General features: G+C 59.2%; 20 protein-coding genes. 12 read left to right on the top strand and 8 right to left on the bottom strand.

Translation table 11 applies throughout. From position 1 onward, the window contains the following. Window positions 1–38: 38 nt before the first annotated feature. The 4 genes from ACYZUD_RS15785 to flgA form a co-directional block, all read right to left on the bottom strand. A complete protein-coding gene (locus tag ACYZUD_RS15785) occupies window positions 39–785 on the bottom strand; it encodes a flagellar brake protein (RefSeq protein ID WP_462024827.1) in 747 nt (248 codons plus the stop codon). A 92-nt stretch (window positions 786–877) separates the two neighbouring features. Then, the gene (locus ACYZUD_RS15780) at window positions 878–1,345 is read right to left on the bottom strand and encodes a flagella synthesis protein FlgN (protein WP_462024826.1); all 468 of its coding nucleotides are present in this window, start codon (window positions 1,343–1,345) and stop codon (window positions 878–880) included. Window positions 1,346–1,396: 51 nt separating this feature from the next. Continuing rightward, window positions 1,397–1,720 carry a flagellar biosynthesis anti-sigma factor FlgM gene (flgM, locus tag ACYZUD_RS15775; protein ID WP_462024825.1) on the bottom strand — a complete coding sequence of 108 codons (324 nt, stop codon included), beginning with the start codon at window positions 1,718–1,720 and terminating at the stop codon, window positions 1,397–1,399. Window positions 1,721–1,887: 167 nt separating this feature from the next. Continuing rightward, entirely contained in the window at window positions 1,888–2,649 is a 762-nt protein-coding gene (flgA, locus tag ACYZUD_RS15770; RefSeq protein ID WP_462024824.1) for a flagellar basal body P-ring formation chaperone FlgA, read from the bottom strand. Between the two features lie 82 nt (window positions 2,650–2,731). Between flgA and ACYZUD_RS15765 the strand changes: the two genes are divergently transcribed. The 6 genes from ACYZUD_RS15765 (at window position 2,732) to flgE (ending at window position 7,825) form a co-directional block, all read left to right on the top strand. After that, window positions 2,732–3,664 carry a chemotaxis protein CheV gene (locus ACYZUD_RS15765; RefSeq protein WP_462024823.1) on the top strand — a complete coding sequence of 311 codons (933 nt, stop codon included), beginning with the start codon at window positions 2,732–2,734 and terminating at the stop codon, window positions 3,662–3,664. 48 nt (window positions 3,665–3,712) lie between these two features. Beyond that, complete coding sequence (gene cheR, locus ACYZUD_RS15760; protein ID WP_192227950.1) at window positions 3,713–4,540, top strand: protein-glutamate O-methyltransferase CheR; 828 nt, start codon at window positions 3,713–3,715, stop codon at window positions 4,538–4,540. A 338-nt stretch (window positions 4,541–4,878) separates the two neighbouring features. Next, on the top strand, window positions 4,879–5,286 hold the full coding sequence (gene flgB, locus ACYZUD_RS15755; protein ID WP_123360312.1) for a flagellar basal body rod protein FlgB: 408 nt from the start codon (window positions 4,879–4,881) through the stop codon (window positions 5,284–5,286). Between the two features lie 3 nt (window positions 5,287–5,289). Beyond that, window positions 5,290–5,733, top strand: a complete 444-nt coding sequence (gene flgC / locus ACYZUD_RS15750) for a flagellar basal body rod protein FlgC (RefSeq protein WP_046046514.1) — start codon at window positions 5,290–5,292, stop codon at window positions 5,731–5,733. 15 nt (window positions 5,734–5,748) lie between these two features. Next, a complete protein-coding gene (gene flgD, locus ACYZUD_RS15745) occupies window positions 5,749–6,471 on the top strand; it encodes a flagellar hook assembly protein FlgD (protein ID WP_462024822.1) in 723 nt (240 codons plus the stop codon). A 31-nt stretch (window positions 6,472–6,502) separates the two neighbouring features. Then, a complete protein-coding gene (gene flgE, locus ACYZUD_RS15740) occupies window positions 6,503–7,825 on the top strand; it encodes a flagellar hook protein FlgE (RefSeq protein WP_462024821.1) in 1,323 nt (440 codons plus the stop codon). 268 nt (window positions 7,826–8,093) lie between these two features. On the opposite strand, the gene ACYZUD_RS15735 is transcribed toward flgE, so the two are convergent. Then, on the bottom strand, window positions 8,094–10,988 hold the full coding sequence (locus ACYZUD_RS15735; protein ID WP_462024820.1) for a ribonucleoside-diphosphate reductase subunit alpha: 2,895 nt from the start codon (window positions 10,986–10,988) through the stop codon (window positions 8,094–8,096). Between the two features lie 735 nt (window positions 10,989–11,723). Here ACYZUD_RS15735 and ACYZUD_RS15730 point away from each other — a divergent pair. Together ACYZUD_RS15730 and ACYZUD_RS15725 are read left to right on the top strand one after the other, a co-directional pair. Beyond that, window positions 11,724–12,446, top strand: a complete 723-nt coding sequence (locus ACYZUD_RS15730; RefSeq protein ID WP_462024819.1) for a response regulator — start codon at window positions 11,724–11,726, stop codon at window positions 12,444–12,446. Further along, the gene (locus ACYZUD_RS15725) at window positions 12,443–14,053 is read left to right on the top strand and encodes an ATP-binding protein (protein WP_462024818.1); all 1,611 of its coding nucleotides are present in this window, start codon (window positions 12,443–12,445) and stop codon (window positions 14,051–14,053) included. The genes ACYZUD_RS15730 and ACYZUD_RS15725 overlap by 4 nt, the downstream gene beginning before the upstream one ends. A 126-nt stretch (window positions 14,054–14,179) precedes the next feature. Here ACYZUD_RS15725 and ACYZUD_RS15720 read toward each other — a convergent pair whose 3' ends face one another. Beyond that, the gene (locus ACYZUD_RS15720; protein WP_462024816.1) at window positions 14,180–14,905 is read right to left on the bottom strand and encodes a 4'-phosphopantetheinyl transferase family protein; all 726 of its coding nucleotides are present in this window, start codon (window positions 14,903–14,905) and stop codon (window positions 14,180–14,182) included. A 163-nt stretch (window positions 14,906–15,068) separates the two neighbouring features. Beyond that, a complete protein-coding gene (locus ACYZUD_RS15715) occupies window positions 15,069–15,860 on the bottom strand; it encodes a dienelactone hydrolase family protein (protein ID WP_462024815.1) in 792 nt (263 codons plus the stop codon). 146 nt (window positions 15,861–16,006) lie between these two features. On the opposite strand from ACYZUD_RS15715, the gene ACYZUD_RS15710 reads away from it, so the two are divergent. The 3 genes from ACYZUD_RS15710 (at window position 16,007) to ACYZUD_RS15700 (ending at window position 18,856) form a co-directional block, all read left to right on the top strand. Further along, a complete protein-coding gene (locus ACYZUD_RS15710; protein WP_462024813.1) occupies window positions 16,007–16,609 on the top strand; it encodes a hypothetical protein in 603 nt (200 codons plus the stop codon). Window positions 16,610–16,835: 226 nt separating this feature from the next. Beyond that, the gene (locus ACYZUD_RS15705; RefSeq protein WP_218439667.1) at window positions 16,836–17,513 is read left to right on the top strand and encodes a response regulator; all 678 of its coding nucleotides are present in this window, start codon (window positions 16,836–16,838) and stop codon (window positions 17,511–17,513) included. After that, the gene (locus tag ACYZUD_RS15700; RefSeq protein ID WP_462024811.1) at window positions 17,510–18,856 is read left to right on the top strand and encodes an ATP-binding protein; all 1,347 of its coding nucleotides are present in this window, start codon (window positions 17,510–17,512) and stop codon (window positions 18,854–18,856) included. Before ACYZUD_RS15705 ends, ACYZUD_RS15700 begins: the two co-directional genes overlap by 4 nt. A gap of 97 nt (window positions 18,857–18,953) precedes the next feature. Here the strand turns inward: ACYZUD_RS15700 and ACYZUD_RS15695 are convergent, their stop codons facing one another. Further along, on the bottom strand, window positions 18,954–19,952 hold the full coding sequence (locus ACYZUD_RS15695; RefSeq protein WP_462024810.1) for an AraC family transcriptional regulator: 999 nt from the start codon (window positions 19,950–19,952) through the stop codon (window positions 18,954–18,956). A 337-nt stretch (window positions 19,953–20,289) separates the two neighbouring features. Here ACYZUD_RS15695 and ACYZUD_RS15690 point away from each other — a divergent pair, with 337 nt between their 5' ends. Next, entirely contained in the window at window positions 20,290–21,624 is a 1,335-nt protein-coding gene (locus ACYZUD_RS15690; protein WP_462024809.1) for a dicarboxylate/amino acid:cation symporter, read from the top strand. Window positions 21,625–21,762: the final 138 nt, after the last annotated feature.

Below are 21,762 nucleotides of genomic sequence, written 5' to 3'. Positions count from 1 at the left end.
ACCGCAAGGGACTGCCCGTTTTTTATTGAAGTGTCGTGTTACATGTCGTCTTTGTCGAAGCGTCGTGCTTCACGCTGAAGCTGATAGACGAACCGCTCGACCTGACGCTGCACCAGCCCGCTCATGTTGTGAAAGCGTATGCCGGCGAAGGTGGTGGAGATCCTTTCTTCAAAGTGCAGGTAACGCAGCTCGACCGGTGCCGTCATTTTGCCAAAGGGCAGGGCGGCGGCGAAGCGGTCGTAGACCTGGCCCAGTTGCAGGCTGCCGGTGATGTCGCCTTCGAAGCGCAACTTGCAACCGGTGGCGGAAATGTCCAGTAGCTTGCCGCTGATCGGTGCCTTGAGCTTTTCACCGTCCAGATCGACGTTGACCAGTTGTGCCAGCTTCAACGCCGCGCGAAAGGCATTGCGGCGCTGGTGGTAGACCACTTGTTCGGGCAGGGCGCCACGATAGCAGCGGCTATCGCCAGACTCGTCGATCGCCATTTGACCGTTACTTTCCCAGGCAATGCGCACGCCTTCATGAAAGCCTTCGACCTTGAACGGTTCACCTGCCAGCAGGAAGCGTTCGCCGTCACGCGGGATCATTTCGTCGAGGGCGAGCGTGCCGCGTTCACGGTCTACGTCCACCAGATAACTCTGGAAACGCTGGGTACGTTCATGGAACGTGATGATCAGCGGATCATGGCTGTCTTGCAGTTGGCGCAGGCTGCCGGAGATTTCCAAGGGTGTGGTAAGCACCTTGGGTGGCTGCGGGGCATCTTCCGCGGTTAAGGCATTGGACACGGTTCATCAATCTCCAGACAAAATATGACTACGGCTGGCCAGCATTTTGCCAGCATGTCGCGAGTCTTGATAGGGCGTGGTCATTTATAGGCTCAAGCCTGACTGAGCGGGCGCGGCTTCGCAAGCTTGGCGGTTGATCCGCGGGCATCATAAAGCGCTGGCGGTTCACCGCCGGTCAGGATTTTCAGCTGGTTGGCCGTGGCGGCCTGCTGGACCAGGATCGACTGGCCATTATTGACGTTCGCGGCCTGGCATTGAGCCAGGAGGTCGGTCAGCACATTGCTCTGCGCCAACAACTCTTCGCCAATGCTCGAGTGGCTGGCAAGTTGCTCCAGGCCCTGGCGATTGGTCGGCAGATTGAGGCTGGCGAGGATTTCACTGCGCTTGCGGCCATGCTGTTCGAGCAGAATGATCAATGCCTGTTTCTGCGCCAGAATCTCTTCAAGCAGTGGCATGTCGCGACCGTGCAAAGCGATGGACTCGGTTTGCAGTAACTCCAGCAAGTGTTGCGCTGGAGCAAAGTCGTCGGTGATCAGTTGCAGTAAATTAGTGTCGTGCATGGCTGGCCTTGGGTTTTAAGCGTCCAAAAGCCTGGCGCCGGCCGGATGGGCCTAGCGCTGGGCTTCGAAGTTGAGCAGTTTGCTGGCTACACGGTTGCTGTCGACTTTGTAGCTGCCATCGGCAATCGCTGCTTTCAACTCGGCCACGCGGGCTTTGTCGACGGCAGGCTGATCGCGCAGCTTGTCAGTGACCTGTTGCAACTGTTGAGCCTCATTGCTGAGGTGTACCGATTCCCCGCTTTTGACGGTGGCCTGTTCGGCCGGAGTATTCAGCGGCGCGGATTTGCCGGCGTCGGCAATGTCCTTGTTGGCGCTGGTACGTGTACTGCCCGTAAGTGGCGAGGAGCTGTTCAAACGGCTGAAATCGATGACCATGATAAAAAAACCTCTGGGTATTTGGACGCTTGCCATGTTTTCGGCAATCCCTATGAAAACTTTAGACCCATTTATCAATGAGTCTGCATGCGCCAGCGCTTCTCCTGCGTGCGGCACAGTTTAGGGAACACCCTCGGGCAATGCCACATCTTCACGAACACAGAGCCCTACATGGCCACTTCCACCTGGCCCGGCGCGATGACTTGCGCCTTGATGACTCGCTTGGAGTTGAGGTTTTTCACGCGAATCTGCTCCCGCATACCGCCGTTGGACAGCGCTTCGCCGGGCATACGCACACTGAGCGTACCACTGCGGGCGGTAATCACCACCTGGTCGCCCTTGCTGATGACTTCCGCCTGTTCCATGTGCACGAGAGTAATGACCTGATCGGCGACCATTGGTCGGGTAAGTTTCTGCCCGATCGCCTGGTCGAGGGAGGTCAGGTAGCCCTGGCTGATGAGGCTGACGTCGTGCTCGCGCAGGGTCACATCTTCGGGCTCGACAATGCCGGCGCGCCGCAGGGCCCGGGTGGTGGTCACAATGTCGCGAAACAGGCGCACTTGAGCGGGTACGAAGACTGTCCAGGGGGATGCGCCCTCGCAGCGAACCTTGACCGTGACGCGCCCCAGCGGCTTGGCCGGACTCTCCAGAGTGGCTGTCAATTCCTTGTCGCACATGGGCATGCGCAGTCGCGGATCGAGCTGGTTGACCTGGATTTCGTAGCGACCTTCCGTTTGACTGGTAGCCAGATAGTCTTCTACGGTGAATTCAAGAAAGCCCTGAGTGACGCCGATAAGCATGTCAGGCAAGGTAACTGCGTCAGCAAGGGCAGGGCTGCCAGCGTTGAACAGGCAAACGGCCGATATCGCGCAAAGCAATTTGCGGTAGCGTGATGTCAGGCGTCGGAAAAATGTCGGTTCTGTGTTCATAAGAAGTTAAAAAGCAAGCGCCGTGCCGTTTAGTGATGAATGTGCGTCGCAACACACTTAGCGTTGGTGTAGGAGTCTGGGCATGGCTGGTGTAATGGATTCGGTAAACCAGCGCACGCAACTGGTAGGGCAGAATCGCCTTGAGCTGTTGTTGTTCCGTCTCGACGGCCAGCAGCTGTATGGGATCAACGTGTTCAAGGTTCGCGAGGTGCTGCAATGCCCCAAGCTGACGTTGATGCCCAAGTCCAGTCCTGTTGTGTGCGGTGTGGCAAATATTCGGGGGGCGACCATTCCGATTCTCGATCTGGCGATGGCGACCGGTTCAGGTCGGTTGCTGGATCAAAGCAATCCCTTTGTGATCATCACGGAGTACAACACCAAGACCCAGGGTTTCCTGGTGCGCTCGGTGGAACGCATCGTCAATATGAACTGGGAGGAAATTCATCCGCCTCCCAAGGGCACCGGACGCGATCATTACCTGACGGCTGTGACTCGGGTCGACAATCAGCTAGTCGAAATCATCGACGTCGAGAAAGTCCTGGCGGAAGTGGCGCCGACACCGGAAGCGATTTCCGTTGGCGTGGTGGATGTCGAAACCCAGCACAAGGCGCTGTCATTGCGTGTGCTGACGGTCGATGACTCGTCGGTGGCGCGCAAGCAGGTCTCGCGTTGCCTGCAGACGGTCGGCGTCGAAGTGGTCGCGTTGAACGATGGCAAGCAAGCGCTGGATTACTTGCGCAAGCTGGTCGACGAGGGCAAGAAGCCGGAAGAAGAGTTCCTGATGATGATTTCCGACATCGAGATGCCGGAGATGGACGGGTACACGCTGACGGCCGAGATCCGCAACGACCCGCGCATGCAAAAGCTTCATATCATCCTGCATACTTCGTTGTCCGGTGTGTTCAATCAGGCGATGGTCAAGAAAGTCGGTGCCGATGACTTCCTGGCCAAATTCCGTCCTGATGACCTGGCATCCCGGGTAGTCGACCGGATCAAAGCAGCAGACATCAGCTAGGGGCCTTCTGCCCCTGGCGGTTAACACGATTTAAAAGAGGCGGTATCTTTGTCTACGGGTAATTTGGATTTCGAACAGTTCCGGGTCTTCCTGGAAAAAGCCTGTGGCATTTTGCTCGGTGAAAACAAGCAGTACCTGGTCTCGAGCCGTCTCAACAAACTGATGGAGCAGCAAGGCATCAAGTCCCTGGGTGAGCTGGTCCAGCGCATCCAGACCCAGCCGCGCAGCGGTTTGCGCGAATTGGTGGTGGATGCCATGACCACCAACGAAACCCTATGGTTTCGTGATACCTATCCGTTTGAAGTCTTGAAGAACAAGGTGCTGCCCGAAGCGATCAAGGCTGCCCCTGGCCAGCGCCTGCGAATCTGGTCGGCGGCGTGCTCGTCGGGTCAGGAACCGTACTCGCTGTCGATGTCGATCGATGAGTTCGAGCGGGTCAACATGGGCCAGTTGAAGATGGGCGTGCAGATCGTTGCCACTGACCTGTCCGGCACCATGCTGACCAACTGCAAGACTGGCGAGTACGACAGCCTGGCGATCGGTCGCGGTCTGTCGCCCGAGCGCCTGCAGCGTTATTTCGACCCGAAAGGGCCGGGCCGCTGGGCAATCAAGGCGCCGATCAAGAGCCGGGTGGAGTTTCGCTCGTTCAACCTGCTGGACAGCTACGCAAGCCTGGGCAAGTTCGACATCGTGTTCTGCCGCAACGTGCTGATCTACTTCTCCGCAGAGGTGAAGAAAGACATCCTGTTGCGCATCCACAGCACGTTGAAGCCGGGCGGTTATCTGTTCCTCGGCGCGTCCGAAGCGCTGAACGGTTTGCCGGATCATTACCAGATGGTCCAGTGCAGCCCGGGGATCATTTACCAGGCGAAGTGATGCAAAAGCGGCAGGCATAAAAAACGGGAGTCCTCAAAGACTCCCTTTTTTTATGCCGCTTTTGCATCACGTAGGAGCTGCCGAAGGCTGCGATCTTTTGATCTTGTTTTGAGATCAAGATCAAAAGATCGCAGCCTTCGGCAGCTCCTACAGGGGAAGGGTGGTGCAACCCGGGAAAGCGGCAGAAAAGCGGCAGGCGGCGGAAATCGGTTGCCGCTTTTCTGGCATTGCCGCATTGCCCCTGCCCGCAAAGCCCCGGTTTACGGGCTTTTTTGAATTGGCACGCCGCTTGCTATGTTCATCGTACGAAAAATCAGGTCACCCGAAGGTTTCCCGACATGAGCATCAGCTTCGATAAAGCGCTCGGTATTCACGAACAAGCACTGGGCTTCCGCGCTCAGCGCGCCGAAGTCCTGGCCAACAACATCGCCAACGCCGACACCCCGAACTACAAGGCCCGGGATCTGGACTTCTCGAAAGTGCTCGCCGAGCAGAACGAGAAAACCAAGAACGGTACTTTCGCCTTGAACATGACCAACAGCCGTCATATCGAAGCTGAAGGCCTGGGCAACGGCGACGAGTCGCTGATGTATCGCACGCCGATGCAACCGTCGATCGACCAGAACACCGTGGACGCCCAACTGGAACAGTCGAACTACGCGGAAAACGCGGTCAACTTCCAGGCGAGCTTCACCCTGCTCAACAGCAAATTCAAAGGGCTGGTGTCAGCCCTGCGTGGAGAGTAAATCATGTCGCTAGCCAGCGTTTTCAACATTGCCGGTAGCGGCATGAGTGCCCAGACCACTCGCCTCAACACCGTCGCCAGTAACATCGCCAACGCCGAAACCGTCTCGTCGAGCATCGACCAGACCTACCGTGCACGTCACCCGGTATTCGCCACCATGTTCCAGGGCGGCCAGAGCGGCGGCAGCGATTCGCTGTTCCAGAACCAGGACGCAGCAGGCCAGGGCGTGCAAGTGCTGGGCGTGGTCGAAGACCAGAGCAACCTTGAAGCACGTTACGAGCCGAACCATCCGGCCGCCGACGCCAAGGGCTACGTCTACTACCCGAACGTCAACGTCGTCGAAGAAATGGCCGACATGATTTCCGCGAGCCGTTCGTTCCAGACCAACGCCGAAATGATGAACACCGCCAAAACCATGATGCAGAAGGTCCTGACCCTAGGTCAGTGATAAGGGGCGACTCAGATGAGTGTTACCGATACCACCAGTGGCCTTAGCCTCAACGACATCCTGGCCAACTCTTCGATCAAGACCAACACCAGTAACGACGGCATTGCGTCCGCAACGAACAGCGCCACCGGCAATAAGGCCCTGGGCAAGGACGCGTTCCTGCAGTTGCTGGTGACCCAACTGAAAAACCAGAACCCGCTGGAGCCGCAGGACAACGGCGAGTTCGTCGCCCAGTTGGCGCAGTTCAGCAGTCTGGAAGGCATTACCACGCTCAACGACACCGTGGCCGGCATTGCCAGCAACTACAACTCGTCCCAGGCGTTGCAGGCTTCGTCGCTGGTGGGGCGTTCGGTCATCGCACCGGGCGACAAGGCCGTGGTCGATACCGCCAAGAGCTTCAACGGGACCATCGCGGTACCGGCATCGGCGGACCCGGTCACGCTCAAGATCACCGACGCCGACGGCAAGGTCATCCGCACCATCGACCTGGGCAGCCAGAACGCCGGCAACGCCAGTTTCATCTGGGACGGCAAGAACGATGCCGGCGAAGTGGCCGAGGCCGGTACGTACACCTTCGCCGCCACCGCGACCTACGACAGCAAGGCGACCTCGCTGGTTACCTACCTGCCGGCGACCGTCAGCAGCGTTACCATCAGCCAGACCGGCGGTGAGTTGATGCTCAATCTGGCCGGGCTGGGCAGCATCGCCCTGTCCAAAGTACAAACCATTGGTATGTAGAGCCGACTAACACGGCACAAAGGAGTGGAATATGTCTTTCAATATCGGCCTTAGCGGTCTCTATGCAGCCAACAAACAACTGGACGTGACCGGCAACAACATCGCCAACGTCGCGACCACTGGTTTCAAATCGTCCCGTGCAGAATTCGAAGACGTTTACTCGGCCACCAAGCTGGGTTCCGGTAGCAAAACCGTCGGTAACGGTGTACGCCTGGCCAACGTTTCCCAGCAGTTCACCCAGGGTGACATCAACAACACCGGCAACGTGCTGGACATGGGGATCAACGGTTCTGGCTTCTTCGTGCTGAATAACAACGGTTCGATGTCCTACACCCGTGCCGGTACGTTCAAGGTCGACAAGGATGGTTATGTCACCAACACCGACGGCACTGCGCGTCTGCAAGGCTACGGTGTGGATGCCAATGGCAAGATCGTCAATGGCATTCTGACCGACTTGCGCATTGACACGTCGAACCTGGCGCCGAAGACCACCACCACCGTTTCGTCGACGATCAACCTGAACTCCACGGCTGACACCATCGACACTGTTGCCAATCCGTTCGACCCGTCCAAGACGGAATCCTTCACCAAGCAATTCAGCACCCCGATTTTCGACACTCAGGGTAATCAGCACACCATGGATCAATACATGGTCAAGACTGGTCCGAACACTTGGGACACCTATACCCTGATCGATGGTCGCAACCCGGATGGCAGCGACCCTAGTCCTACCGCAATTCCGGCGAACCCGCCGGTCGCTTCGACCATGGTGTTCGACACTTCAGGCAAGCTGCTTTCCGTCACCACTCCGGGCCCCCCAGTGGTCGTCAGCCCTGACCTGCAAATCACGGGCTGGATTCCGGGCAAAGTAACCAACGGCGTATGGGCAGCCAACGGTGCCGCCGCCGATCCGGCAGGCGTGACCATCTCCATGGCCAACACCACGCAGTTCAACGCCGACACCGCGCGTTCGATTCCTGCGCAGAACGGTTATGCCACTGGCCAGATCACCAACCTGACCATCGATGGCAGCGGCGTGTTGCTGGCCAACTTCAGCAACAACCAGACCAAGCCAATCGGCCAGATCTCGCTCGCCAGCTTCACCAACGAACAAGGTCTTCAGCCGGTAGGTGGCACCAGCTGGAAAGAAACCTACGCGTCGGGTATCCCAGGCTACGATGCGCCGGAAACCGGCACCCTGGGTTCTATCCAGTCCAACTCGCTGGAAGAGTCCAACGTCAACCTGACCAGCGAACTGGTCGACCTGATCAAGGCGCAGAGCAACTACCAGGCGAACGCCAAGACCATCTCTACCCAGAGCACCATCATGCAGACCATCATTCAGATGACCTGATGCAGGTTGGTTGATAGCGCTTCACCAAGAGCCCCTCGCAAGAGGGGCTTTTTTATGGGCAGATAAAAATCAAGGGATCGCAGCCTCGTTTCACTCGACAGCTCCTACATGGGGCCGCATTCACCTGTAGGAGCTGTCGAGTGAAACGAGGCTGCGATCTTTTGACCTTGCTTTCCTCAGGGCAAAAGAAAACCCCCGACAATCCAGAGGACTGATCGGGGGTTTCGGGTAAGCGCCTCGCGGCGCCTGCCGGCTTAGCTTATCGGCATCATTGGCAAGCTTCGCAATCCGGCTCGTCGATGGCGCAAGCCTTCGGCACTGGAGCCGGACCGGCCGGAGCCGCCAGGACCGAGTCGTCACCGTGGTTGCCGCCGCTGGAAACAGCGTTCAGCTTACCGGTGTTGATGGTCGACTTCTCGGTGCTGGTCGCGGCCAGGGCACGGAGGTAGTAAGTGGTTTTCAGGCCACGGTACCAGGCCATGCGGTAGGTCACGTCCAGCTTCTTGCCCGAAGCACCGGCGATGTACAGGTTCAGCGACTGAGCCTGGTCGATCCACTTCTGACGACGGCTGGCTGCGTCGACGATCCACTTGGTGTCCACTTCGAAGGCAGTCGCGTAGAGCTCTTTGAGTTCTTGCGGGATGCGCTCGATCTGCTGCACCGAACCATCGTAGTACTTCAGGTCGTTGATCATGACCGAGTCCCACAGACCGCGAGCCTTCAGGTCGCGAACCAGGTACGGGTTGATCACGGTGAATTCGCCCGACAGGTTCGATTTCACATAGAGGTTCTGGTAGGTCGGTTCGATCGACTGCGATACGCCAGTGATGTTGGCGATGGTCGCGGTCGGTGCGATGGCCATGATGTTGGAGTTACGAATGCCCTTCTGAACACGGGCACGAACCGGTGCCCAGTCCAGGGATTCGTTCAGGTCAACGTCGATGTATTTCTGGCCACGTTGCTCGATCAGGATCTGTTGCGAATCCAGCGGCAGGATGCCTTTGGACCACAGCGAACCCTGGAACGTCTCGTAGGCGCCGCGCTCGTCGGCCAGGTCGCAGGAAGCCTGGATCGCGTAGTAGCTGACCGCTTCCATGGACTTGTCGGCGAACTCGACGGCAGCGTCGGAACCGTAAGGAATGTGCTGCAGGTACAGCGCGTCCTGGAAGCCCATGATGCCCAGTCCGACCGGACGGTGCTTGAAGTTGGAGTTCTTCGCTTGTGGCACCGAGTAGTAGTTGATGTCGATCACGTTATCGAGCATGCGAACGGCGGTGTTCACGGTGCGTTCCAGCTTGGCGGTGTCCAGCTTGCCGTTGACGATGTGGTTCGGCAGGTTGATCGAGCCCAGGTTGCAAACGGCGATCTCGTCCTTGTTGGTGTTCAAGGTGATCTCGGTGCACAGGTTCGAGCTATGAACCACGCCGACGTGCTGCTGCGGGCTGCGCAGGTTGCACGGGTCTTTGAAGGTCAGCCATGGGTGGCCGGTTTCAAACAGCATGGACAGCATTTTGCGCCACAGGTCTTTGGCCTGGATGGTCTTGGACAGCTTGATCTTGCCCGGGTACTGGGACAGGGCTTCGTAGTACTCGTAACGTTCTTCGAAGGCCTTGCCGGTCAGGTCGTGCAGGTCCGGCACTTCGGACGGCGAGAACAGGGTCCACGGGCCGTCATCGAAGACGCGCTTCATGAACAGGTCAGGGATCCAGTTGGCAGTGTTCATGTCGTGGGTACGACGACGATCATCACCGGTGTTCTTACGGAGTTCGATGAACTCTTCGATGTCCATGTGCCAGGTTTCCAGGTAGGCACACACAGCGCCTTTGCGCTTGCCACCCTGGTTAACGGCGACGGCGGTATCGTTCACCACTTTCAGGAACGGTACGACGCCCTGGGATTTGCCGTTGGTGCCCTTGATGTACGAACCCAGCGCACGAACCGGGGTCCAGTCGTTGCCCAGGCCACCGGCGAATTTGGACAACATGGCGTTGTCGTGGATCGCGTGGTAGATGCCCGACAGGTCATCCGGCACGGTGGTCAGGTAGCAGCTCGACAGCTGTGGACGCAGGGTGCCGGCGTTGAACAGGGTCGGGGTCGAGGACATGTAGTCGAAGGACGACAACAGGTTGTAGAACTCGATCGCACGGTCTTCTTTCTGCTTCTCTTCGATCGCCAGGCCCATGGCCACGCGCATGAAGAAAATCTGCGGCAGTTCGAAGCGGATACCGTCCTTGTGGATGAAGTAACGGTCGTACAGGGTTTGCAGGCCCAGGTACGTGAACTGCTGATCGCGCTCGTGATTGATCGCCTTGCCGAGTTTTTCCAGGTCAAAGGTGGCCAGGACCGGGTTCAGCAATTCGAATTCGATACCTTTCGCGATATAGGCTGGCAGCGCCTTGGCGTACAGGTCGACCATTTCGTGGTGGGTCGCGCTTTCGGCAACTTCCAGGAAGCTCAGGCCTTCGGCGCGCAGGGTGTCCATCAGCAGGCGAGCGGTCACGAACGAGTAGTTCGGCTCACGTTCAACCAGGGTACGGGCGGTCATCACCAGGGCGGTGTTGACGTCGGTCAGTGCCACGCCGTCGTACAGGTTCTTCAGGGTTTCGCGCTGGATCAGGTCGCCGTCGACTTCTTCCAGGCCTTCGCACGCTTCAGTGACGATGGTGTTCAGGCGGCCCATGTCCAGAGGAGCAAAGGTGCCATCGGCGCGGGTGATGCGGATCGACGGGTGAGCGTTGACCGTTTCGTCGGCCGGAGCGCGTACAGCGCGTTCTTTCGAACGGGCGTCACGGTAGATCACGTAGTCGCGGGCGACTTTCTGCTCGCCGGCACGCATCAGGGCCAGTTCGACCTGGTCCTGGATTTCTTCGATGTGGATGGTGCCGCCCGAAGGCATGCGACGCTTGAAGGTCGCGGTGACCTGTTCGGTCAGGCGGGCAACGGTGTCGTGGATTCGCGACGAAGCGGCAGCGGTGCCGCCCTCAACTGCGAGAAACGCTTTGGTGATGGCGACGGTGATTTTGTCATCGGTGTAAGGAACGACAGTGCCGTTACGCTTGATCACGCGCAGTTGGCCAGGCGCGGTGGCGGACAGATCCGAATTCGAATCAGCGGCCTGCGGCAAGGTGCCCTGCGGGTTCTCGCGAGTTGTGTCGGTTTGCATGGGGGGGTGTCTCCACATTCTCTATGTTTGTTTGGGCACCATCACGGTGCCCACCGTTCCGTCCTGAAGCACTACAACCGGCGAGCGCCGGGTATAACAACTTCGGGACAGTAGGAAGGGGGCTATTGGGCGCCGCTTCCATGCCGAAGTCTTTGGTCCCAAGCCTTGAGCCTGAAACCGGAATCCTTTTGGGTGACAGCAATTGACTGCAACACCCGTACCGTTATCGCCGTTTTCGGCTCAAAAACAGTAGCCATCCGCACGCGCGGTTTGGTCTTTCGAAAATACGTTTGGTTCAACCGGAAACAGGCAATAAAAGCCCTTGAAATCAGTGTCCGGTTTGTGTTTGGTTTTTGGCGTAAACCCCTACATGTAGGGTTTTTTTAGCGCCGAGGTACAAGATAATGCGTTTTGGAGGGTGTTGCAACGTACTACCTGTGGATAAACCTGTGCGTAAATTGTGTGTGAAAGTCGGAACGCGCGTGTAAGCCGCGACGCTGCTGGACCGGGCCGTTTTTCATCGATTTTCACTGATTGAAAACAGTCATTCGGATTTTTGAGGGCGCGAACCCTATCACAAAAAGCCGGCTTGTCCGAACGCATTTGCCGGCTTGTGTTCCAGGCGCTCGACGTTTATACAATCGGCCAGTGCACATGCATTCTTATCCTCCCCAATCATTACAAAAAGACGGGCGGATCCTTCCTTATTAGTGTTGTTGGCAAGCAGAGGTCACCGTGGAGCAAGAAGCCTGGCAGGTATTGATTGTGGAGGACGACCAGCGTCTGGCCGAACTGACCCGCGATTACCTGGAAGCCAATGGCCTGCGTGTGTCGATCGAGGGCAATGGCGCCCTGGCGGCGGCCCGTATCATCAAGGAGAAGCCGGACCTGGTGATTCTCGACCTGATGCTGCCGGGCGAAGATGGCCTGAGCATCTGCCGCAAGGTCCGCGACAAGTATGACGGTCCGATCCTGATGCTCACCGCCCGTACCGACGACACCGATCAGATCCTCGGCCTGGACCTGGGCGCCGACGATTACGTGTGCAAACCGGTTCGCCCACGCCTGCTGCTGGCGCGTATCCAGGCCCTGTTGCGACGCAGTGAAGTCCCTGAAGCGGCCCCGGAAAAACAACGGCGCCTGCAGTTCGGCCCATTGGTGGTGGACAACGCGTTGCGCGAAGCCTGGCTGCACGACAACGGCATCGAACTGACCAGCGCCGAGTTCGACCTGTTGTGGCTGCTGGTGGCCAACGCCGGGCGCATCCTGTCCCGGGAAGAAATCTTCACCGCGTTGCGGGGCATCGGTTATGACGGTCAGGATCGTTCCATCGACGTGCGCATCTCGCGCATCCGCCCCAAGATCGGCGATGACCCGGAGCATCCGCGGCTGATCAAAACCATCCGCAGCAAAGGGTATCTGTTCGTTCCCGAGGCCTGCGCAGACCTGTCCCTGTGAACTCGATCTTCCTGCGCATCTATGGCGGCATGTGCGCAGCGCTGATTCTGGTGGCGGTGCTTGGCGTGCTGGCCTTGCACATGCTCAACCAGGTACGCAGCGAACAATATCGGGAACGCCTGGCCCACGGCACGTTTTCGCTGATGGCCGACAACCTGCAACCGATGAACGAGACCGAACGCCACCGTGCCTTGCTGGTGTGGGAGCGGTTGCTCGGGATTCCCCTGGCGCTGAAGACTTTTGCCCAGACCGACCTCGACCTCACCCAGCGCACCCGCGTGCTGCGTGGCCAGGCGCTGGTGGAACAGACCGGCCCGCATGCGGCGAAGGTTTACCGCTTGGTCAGCGACAAGGAGCAGTTGGTGCTGACCGGCGAGGTGCAGCAGATCAGCGAGCAACTGGCCCGGGCGACTATTTACCTGCTGGCCGACGAACTGGTGCGCGTCCCGGTAGCCGAGCAGCCCAAGCGCCTGGCGCAATTGAAAGAAGACAAAGGTTTTGGTTTCGACTTGCGGCTGGTCACGGTTGACGAAGCAGACATGGACGAAGACCAGAGTCGCCGGGTGTCGGAAGGCGACACGGTGATGGCGTTGGGCAAGGGCGGCGATTCGATCCGGGTGTTTGCCGGCATGGTCGGCACGCCGTGGGTGCTGGAAATCGGTCCGTTGTATCAGATGAATCCTTACCCGCCGGAGTGGCTGGTGCTGATCGCGGCCCTCGGTTTGAGCCTGATCGGTTTGATCGTCTATTTATTGGTGCGTCAACTTGAGCGCCGTTTACGTGGCCTGGAAGCGGCCGCCACGCGTATCGCCAAAGGCAGCCTGGAAACCCGCGTGCCGGCCCGCGGCGCGGATTCGGTAGGACGTCTGGCTTCGGCGTTCAACGGCATGGCCGAGCACTTGCAGCAACTGTTGGCGATCCAGCGTGAACTGGTGCGCGCCGTGTCCCATGAACTGCGTACGCCGGTGGCGCGCCTGCGTTTTGGCCTGGAGATGATCGGCTCGGCCACCACCCCGCAGGCGCTGGAAAAATACCGCGAGGGCATGGACCACGATATCGAGGATCTTGATCGGCTGGTGGACGAGATGCTCACCTACGCGCGGCTGGAGCAGGGCTCGCCGGCACTGAATTTTCAGCGGATCGATCTGGATGCGTTGGTCAATCAAGTGATCGAAGAACTGGCGCCATTGCGCGCCGACGTCACGGTGCAGCGGGGGTTGTGCCTGTCGGCTGCCGATTGCGACGACGCCTGGGTCGAAGCCGAGCCGCGCTACCTGCACCGGGCGTTGCAGAACCTGGTGAGCAATGCCATGCGCCATGCGCAATCGCGGGTGACCGTCAGTTATCAGGTGGGGCAACAGCGCTGTCGGGTGGATGTCGAGGATGACGGGCCGGGTGTGCCGGAGTCGGCCTGGGAGAAAATCTTCACGCCGTTCCTGCGCCTCGATGACAGCCGTACCCGTGCCTCGGGCGGGCATGGGTTGGGCCTGTCCATCGTGCGGCGGATCATCCACTGGCATGACGGGCGTGCGTTGATCAGCAAGAGCAAGAGTTTGGGTGGGGCTTGTTTCAGTTTGAGCTGGCCCAGAAATCAGGAGAAGCGTTGAGATCGGCGGTGAGTGATCTGCCGCCATCGCGAGCGGGCTCGCTCCCACAGGGATTTGTGGTGTTGCATTGATTCAATGTGGGAGCGAGCCTGCTCGCGATGAGGCCCTATCAGGCACTGAAAAACCTCAGGCCTTGATGCTGACCAGACTCAACAACTGCCCATCCATCACCCCGAACTGCGCATCCAGTTCGGTGCCATTGCGCCATTCGCTGGACAAGTCGGTCAGCAACCGCAGCCGCACCTCGCCGCTCTCGCTCCACTCCAGCACTTCGGCATGTTCAAAATAGAACCGCTGCTGAACAATCGGATAAAGCGCCTTGAACAAACTTTCCTTCACCGAAAACGTCAGTGTCACCAACGTCGCCAGTTGATCGCGATGGCCGGCGGTCATGCGCTGCAACTCGGGCTGGGTGAGGATTTCCCCGGCCAGGCGTTCGGCCCGTTCGACATTGAGCAGGTTTTCCAGATCCATGCCCAAGCCGCGCCAGTGGGCTTTCTTCGCGACAATCGCCGCGGCCCGGCCGGTGCTGTGGGTGATAGAACCGGTGATATGCCCGGGCCACACGGGCGCGCGGTCTTCGCCGATGGCCGGGATGACGTTCAGCCCATCCAGTTGTTGCAACGCCGCCCGAGCGCAGATACGTCCGGCGAGAAACTCCGCCTGGCGCTTGGCGACCGAGCGCTGGATGCTGGCCGGTGGCTCGATGGCGCTGCGCTGGAAATCATCGCTGGCCAGTTGCGAGGTGTCGAAATGGGTGCTCAGCAGCACCGTATCGGGCAGCGCGAACGGCAGCGGCCAATGGGCATCGAGTGGGGTGCAGCAAACGGGCAGGGCGGGGGCGGGATTCATGTCGGGCATTTTGCCGGGTTGCCTTGCAACTGGGTAGTGCAACGGTTCAGATCGGCGGTGTGGCCATCGCGAGCAGGCTCGCTCCCACAGGGGATCTTCGGTGTGGCATAGATCCAGTGTGGGAGCGAGCCTGCTCGCGATGGCCGCGCCGCGGTCTTCCTGATCAGCCAAAGATCTTCTTGAAGAACGCCTGCATGTCCGCCCACGACTTCTCATCCGCTACCTTGTTGTAACCAATATCCGGTCCACCATGATCGCCATGGCCCAGGCGATCGGCCTCGGGATTGCTGAACCCATGCTTGGCGCCCTCAAGGCTGACGAACTGATAGTCGGCACCCGCCTTGTCCATTTCCGCCTTGAACGCCGCGACGTTGTCCGCGGTGATCATGCTGTCCAGAGCGCCATGCTCGACGAGTATTTTAGCTTTCACGCTACCCGGCGTGGCAGGCGTTTTGGTCGCCAGCGCTCCGTGGAAACTCACCACGCCCGCCAGCGGCAAGCCCTGACGGGCCGCATTCAGCACCACCCCTCCGCCGAAGCAATAACCGATGGCCGCCAGTTTTCCCGGATCGGTCTGCGGTTGTTTCTTCAGCAGATCGAGCCCGGCCTGAAAGCGTGCGCTGGATGCCGCACTGTCTTTCAACGCGGCTTGCATGAACGCCATGGCGTCTTTGGGATGCTCGGTGTTCTTGCCGTCGCCATACATGTCGATGGCCAGTGCGCTGTAACCAAGGCCGGCCAGATCACGGGCGCGGCGCTTGGTGTAGTCGTTGAGGCCCCACCATTCGTGCACCACCACCACGCCCGGACGTTGGCCTTTGAGGGCGTCGTCGTAGGCGTAATAACCGATCAGCTTGGTGCCGTCGGGGCTCTGATAAGGGATTTCCTGAGTCTTGATGGCGGCTTGGCTCAGTCCGCTCAAGGCCAATAACAAGAGGGCGAAAAACGTACGCATGATCGGATCTCCTGCAAAAAAGTCATTAAAACCGCTGGGTCGATCTGGTTCAGCTTAGGTTCAGAGTGCGTTCAGGGGGAGTTCAGGGCCGGGTGAGTAACCTTGCCCCGTACCCAAAAAGCACATTGCGCATGAGGAAATTCCCTATGACCGGCTTCAAAAAACTGCTTCTGGCTTTTACCGTCCTGAGCGCCAGTGCCGCGGTGCACGCGGCCGACGACAACTTCGCCAGCCTTACATTTGGACAGACCAGTGACAAGGTCAAAAAGTCCAATGCCCTGAACACCAACCTCAACAATCCGGACGCCGACGGCGTGATCGGCAAGGGCAACACCTGGGGCCTGCGTCTGGGTCAGCAAAACAGCCAGGGTCGCTACTACGCCACATACGACAACGTGTCGGGCTCGCACAATGGCATTAAACTGCGTCAGGAAAACCTCCTGGGCAGCTACGATCTGTTCTACCCGGTGGGCGGCAGCACCAAATTGTTCGGCGGTGCCACGGCCGGCTTGACCAAATTGACTCAGGACTCGCCAGGCTTCAGCCGCGACAGCGACATCGGTTATGCCGTCGGTGGCCAGTTCGGTGTGCTGCAACAGGTTTCGCAAAATACCTCGGTTGAACTGGGTTACCGTTACCTGCGCAGCAACGCCAGCACCGAGATGAGCGAAAGCGGTGGCAGCAAACAGGGTTCGCTGGACCTGACCAGCAGCGCCCAGACGTACCTGTCCGCCAACTACGCTTTCTAAACAGATCGCGGGCACGTGCCAATGCCGTCAGGTAAGCGCCCCCCCTGTGGGAGCGAGCCTGCTCGCGAAGACGGAGTCTCAGTCGACATCACCGTTGCCTGAAACATCGCTTTCGCGAGCAGGCTCGCTCCCACAGGGATTTCGCTCGACTGACTGACGTCGCCCTGTCGGGAATAGAGGTGCGAAACTGTGCTGCGGGAGATAACGATTTGCCTAGGAGAGCGTTATGAAACTGCTGGTCGTCGAAGATGAAGCGCTGTTGCGCCATCACCTGCAAACCCGCCTGACGGACAGCGGCCACGTGGTCGAGTCCGTGGCCAACGCCGAAGAGGCGCTGTACCAGACCGAGCAGTTCAACCATGACCTGGCGGTGATCGACCTCGGGTTGCCGGGCATGGGCGGGCTCGACCTGATCCGTCAACTGCGCTCCCGGGGCAAGACCTTTCCGATCCTGATCCTCACCGCGCGCGGCAACTGGCAGGACAAGGTCGAAGGCCTCGCCGCCGGCGCCGACGACTACGTGGTCAAGCCGTTCCAGTTCGAAGAGCTGGACGCGCGCCTGAATGCCTTGCTGCGTCGCTCCAGCGGCTTCACCCAATCGACCATCGTCGCCGGGCCGTTGCTGCTGGACCTCAACCGCAAACAGGCGTCCCTTGACGAACAGCCGCTGGCACTGACGGCGTACGAGTACCGGATTCTTGAGTACTTGATGCGTCATCACCAGCAAGTGGTGGCCAAGGACCGCTTGATGGAACAGCTCTACCCCGATGACGACGAGCGCGATCCGAACGTGATCGAAGTGCTGGTCGGCCGTCTGCGCCGCAAACTCGAAGGCCCGACCGGCTTCAAACCGATCGATACCGTGCGTGGCCTCGGCTACCTGTTTAACGAGCGCTGCACTTGATTCGTTCTCTTCGTGTCCGGTTGATGCTCGCCGCCACCCTCCTGGCGGTGTTGTTCATGCTGGCGTTGCTGCCGGCGATGCAGGGCGCGTTCAGCCTCGCGTTGCAGGATTCGATCGAGCAGCGGCTGGCGTCGGACGTCACCACGCTGATTTCTGCCGCGCGGGTGGAGAACAACCACCTGCAGATGCCGGCGCAGTTACCCGATGAGCGCTTCAACCTCACCGACAGTCGTTTGCTCGGTTACATCTATGACCGCGAAGGGCATCTGGTCTGGCGTTCGAAGGGCACCCGGGAAGAGAACATCAATTACAAACCTCGTTACGACGGGCGCGGTAACGAGTTCGCCAGAATCAGCGAGGCCGATGGCCAGGAATTCTTCGTCTATGACGTCGAGGTCAAACTGCTGGGTGGCAAAAGCGCCGCGTTCAGCATCGTCGCGCTGCAACCGGTGCGTGAGTACGAAGTCACCCTCGAAGGCCTGCGGGAAAATCTCTACCTGGGCTTCGGCGCTGCGTTGCTGGTGTTGCTGGCGTTGCTGTGGATCGGCCTGACCTGGGGCTTGCAAGCGTTGCGCCGGCTGAGCCAGGAACTGGACGAGATCGAAAGCGGCGCCCGCGAAAGCCTCAGCGAACAACATCCGCGCGAACTGCTGCGCCTGACCGGCTCCCTGAACCGCTTGCTGCACAGCGAGCGCGAACAGCGCAGCCGTTATCGTGATTCTCTGGACGACCTGGCTCACAGCCTGAAGACGCCGCTGACGGTGTTGCAAGGCGTCAGCGAGGACATGGCGCAGCGTCCGGAAAATCGCGATCAGGCCTGGGTGCTGCAAACCCAGATCGAACGCATGAGCCAGCAGATCGGCTATCAATTGCAGCGCGCCAGCCTGCGCAAAAGCGGTCTGGTGCGTCATCAGGTACGCCTGCGGCCGGTGCTGCAAAGTCTTTGCGACACGCTGGACAAGGTCTACCGCGACAAGCGTGTGCGGGTCGCCTTCGATCTGCCGGAGCAGTGTTATGTGCCGATCGAGCAGGGCGCCTTGCTGGAAATGATGGGCAACCTGCTGGAAAACGCCTATCGCCTGTGCCTTGGCGAAGTGCGCATCAGCGTGCGCGAAAGCCTCAGCGCGATTGAGTTGTGCGTCGAGGACGACGGCCCCGGTGTGCCGTCGGATCAGCGTGCGCGGATTCTCCAGCGTGGCGAGCGGCTGGACCGCCAGCATCCGGGGCAGGGGATCGGGCTGGCGGTGGTCAAGGACATCATTGAGAGCTACAGCGCGAAGCTGACCCTGGGGGATTCACCGATGGGCGGGGCGGCGTTCCGGATTCATTTTCCGGTGGTTTGAAGTCGGCGGTGTGGCCGAAAAGATCGCAGCCTTCGGCAGCTCCTACATGGATTGGCGTAGATCTGTAGGAGCTGCCGAAGGCTGCGATCTTTTGATCTTAATTTTCCTGCGCTCGGTAAGCCCCGGGCGTCAATCCAGTCCACTTCTTGAACGCCCGGTGAAACGCCGAAGGTTCGGAAAACCCCAGCTGTTCAGCGATCTGTTGCAACGACAGGTCCGCGCGGCTCAGGTGATAAATCGCAATGTCCCGGCGCAACTGATCTTTGAGCTCCTGAAAACTCGAACCCTCCTCGCGCAAATGCCGACGCAGCGTCTGCGGGCTGATATGCAGGTGCGCGGCCACCGCTTCCAGGTCCGGCCAGCGTGAACTGTCGCGGCTGAGCAAACGCCGCAACTGGCTGCTCAAACTGTCGCCGTCATCCGGTCGCGACAGCAGGTCGGCGGGGGAGTGTTCGAGGAAATGCTTGAGGGTCCGTTCGTCCTGTAACAAAGGCATGTTCAGGTAGCGGCTGTGAAACAGCAGGCTGCTCTGCGCCGTCGAAAACGCCATCGGGCAAGGGAACAGTAAATCGTATTCGGCGCCGTGTTCGGGCTTGGGGTAGCTGAACGTTGCCTGTTCCAGCCGTATGCGCTGGCCGATCAGCCAGCTGCCGAGTCGATGCCAGACCATCAGCTGGCTTTCGGTGAGGAAATGGTCCGGATCGCGGAACTGCGAATCGTCCAGGCTCAGGCGGATCATTTCGTCTTCGCGGGTCAGGGTCAGGCGCGGAGAGTCGGGGAATAGGCTATAAAACAATAAGCCGCGATGGAGTGCTTTCTCCAGGTTGCGGCAATGGATCACCGCATGACACATCATCGCGAAGCTGCCCGGCTTGCTCGGCGCCGGTCCGAAACCCAGGTACTCGTCGTCCAGTGCCAGCCACAAGCCCTGGATCAAACGGGTGAACTGCTCAGGCGCGATGCGCGCACGTGGCTCATCGAGCAGTTCGGGGCTGATCCCGAGTTGCTGCAACAGATTTGAATAGTCGTAACCCAGCCTGCGCGCACCACCGAGGGCTGCACGGGCGAAATGACTGGCGATGGTGCGTTCGCGCATAGAAGGCAGATCCATCCATTGAGCGGCGGATGGTAGCCGGGGTGTCTTGCGATGAGCAAGGCGGATATCCGCCAAATTGCAGGACGAGGTTTGGTCTGTGGGCGGAAATCCGCCACTCTTGTGTAACCATCAATGACCCGTAAAAACCCGCAACCCTGATGTCAAAAGGCTTGCAGGCAATTTATCGAAGGTGGCACGGGCTTTGCGATAGAACGAGCAGATGCCTGCCGTTGAGCAGCTCGACAAAACAAATCCCTCCAGTGCAGGAGGGTTCGCAAATGAGGTGTCGTTGACAACAGATGGATGTTGTCGCGGGACGCTCTTGAGGAACTTTGCAATGACGACTCGTCAGCCACTGTACAAATCCCTGTATTTCCAGGTGATCGTTGCTATCGCCATCGGCATCTTGCTCGGTCACTTCTACCCGCAGACCGGTGTGGCCCTCAAGCCACTGGGTGACGGGTTCATCAAACTGATCAAAATGATCATCGCTCCTATCATCTTCTGCACCGTTGTCAGCGGTATCGCGGGCATGCAGAACATGAAGTCGGTCGGCAAGACCGGCGGTTACGCGCTCCTGTACTTCGAAATCGTTTCGACCATCGCCTTGCTGGTCGGTCTGGTGGTGGTCAACATCATCCAGCCGGGTAACGGCATGCACATCGACGTGGCCACGCTGGATGCCTCCAAAGTCGCTCAGTATGTCGCGGCCGGTGCCGATCAAAGCGTGGTTGGCTTCCTGCTGAACGTGATCCCGTCCACCATCGTCGGCGCGTTCGCCACGGGCGATATCCTGCAAGTGCTGATGTTCTCGGTGATCTTCGGTTTCGCCCTGCATCGCCTGGGTGCCTACGGCAAGCCGATCCTGGACTTCATCGATCGCTTCGCCCACGTGATGTTCAACATCATCAACATGATCATGAAGCTCGCGCCAATCGGTGCCTTCGGTGCCATGGCGTTCACCATCGGTGCCTACGGTGTCGGCTCGCTGGTGCAACTGGGTCAGTTGATGGCCTGCTTCTACATCACTTGCCTGTTGTTCGTGCTGCTGGTGCTGGGCGGTATCGCTCGCGCTCACGGTTTCAGCGTCCTGAAAATGATTCGCTACATCCGTGAAGAGCTGCTGATCGTGTTGGGTACTTCTTCTTCGGAATCGGTACTGCCACGCATGCTGATCAAAATGGAGCGTCTGGGCGCGAAGAAATCCGTCGTAGGTCTGGTGATCCCGACCGGTTACTCGTTCAACCTCGACGGTACTGCGATCTACCTGACCATGGCGGCTGTGTTCATCGCTCAAGCGACCGACACCCACATGGACATCACTCACCAGATCACCCTGCTGGTAGTGCTGCTGCTGTCCTCGAAAGGCGCTGCGGGCGTGACCGGTAGTGGCTTCATTGTACTGGCCGCCACTCTGTCCGCTGTCGGCCACCTGCCGGTTGCCGGTCTGGCGCTGATCCTCGGTATCGACCGCTTCATGTCCGAAGCCCGTGCCCTGACCAACCTGGTAGGCAACGCCGTTGCCACCATTGTTGTGGCCAAGTGGGTCAAGGAACTGGACACCGACGTACTGCAATCCGAGCTGGCTTCCGGCGGTCGCGGTATCGCCGAAGAGCGTGAAGAAGACGACCTGGGCGTGGCCGAAGGCCCAACCCCGAACAGCGTCAAGTAAGACTCGCTGTTATGAAAAAACCCGCTTCGGCGGGTTTTTTCATGCCTGCGATTTGAGCACAACGGTCACTGCACCTGGCGCATAAGGTGATTGCTGCAATGCCAATGGCTGCCTAGTCTGGGGACATCGTTTACGGAG

The organism is Pseudomonas sp. XS1P51, from assembly GCF_054897845.1.
This window is presented reverse-complemented; position numbering and strand designations above follow the sequence as displayed.